2 protein-coding genes are annotated in these 715 nt (G+C 35.8%); both read right to left on the bottom strand.

Going from position 1 to position 715, the window contains the following annotated elements:
- A partial coding sequence (locus tag BTA35_RS16465) for a phage major tail protein, TP901-1 family (RefSeq protein ID WP_078320903.1) occupies positions 1-429 on the bottom strand: 429 nt, incomplete at its 3' end.
- A 91-nt stretch (positions 430-520) separates the two neighbouring features.
- A partial coding sequence (locus BTA35_RS18525) for a hypothetical protein (protein ID WP_238377625.1) occupies positions 521-715 on the bottom strand: 195 nt, incomplete at its 5' end.

Below are 715 nucleotides of genomic sequence, written 5' to 3' on the forward strand. Positions count from 1 at the left end.
GCCTTCAATTGTAAATGTTAAAGATAACTCAATACTATCTTCGGCGCTCGGACTTTTTGACCATTCTGAAACATAACCTTGATAATACATAGCTTTATACTTGTTAGCGTCTGCGCCACTAGTTCCTTTGGTAGATAAATCAACTTCCCAAATTTCAATCTTTTCATAATCTCGTAACGCTTGACGTAATTTATCGGCTGTTTCGTCCCCTTTAGCCAAGATTGATGTACAATCAAGGGACGTTTCTAATGCTGACGGCGTAACAATGTTGCCGTCTTTTGTCGCCGTTGTATCTGTGTCACGGCTTTCAGTTAATTCATGTTCGGTCTGAAACGCCAATTTTACTGCGGATTGTGTACCTTGTTCTTTTAGTAATCGGAATAACAATACTGTATTTTTACCCATTAAGGCTTCTTTAGTAGTTGCCATTGATTTCATCACTCCTTTTAGGTTGTTCGTACAACCGTATTATAACATACTTGATTAAACTTTGCTTTGTACTGCTCAACTCGCTTAACAACTAGTCAACTAATAACCCTTTGAAAGTCAACTCGCAAAATAATCTTAAATATTTTTGTGTACTTGTATCTATTTCAACACTTATATCATAGTTGCAATTTAGTAAATCTAATTGCCACCCGTTGACAAAATAACTACCATTTTCTAACTCGGTTATCATTTTGTGGATAATGTTTTCAAGGGTAACACGTTCATT

The organism is Oceanospirillum linum, from assembly GCF_001995095.2.
Lineage (GTDB): Bacteria > Pseudomonadota > Gammaproteobacteria > Pseudomonadales > Halomonadaceae > Oceanospirillum > Oceanospirillum linum.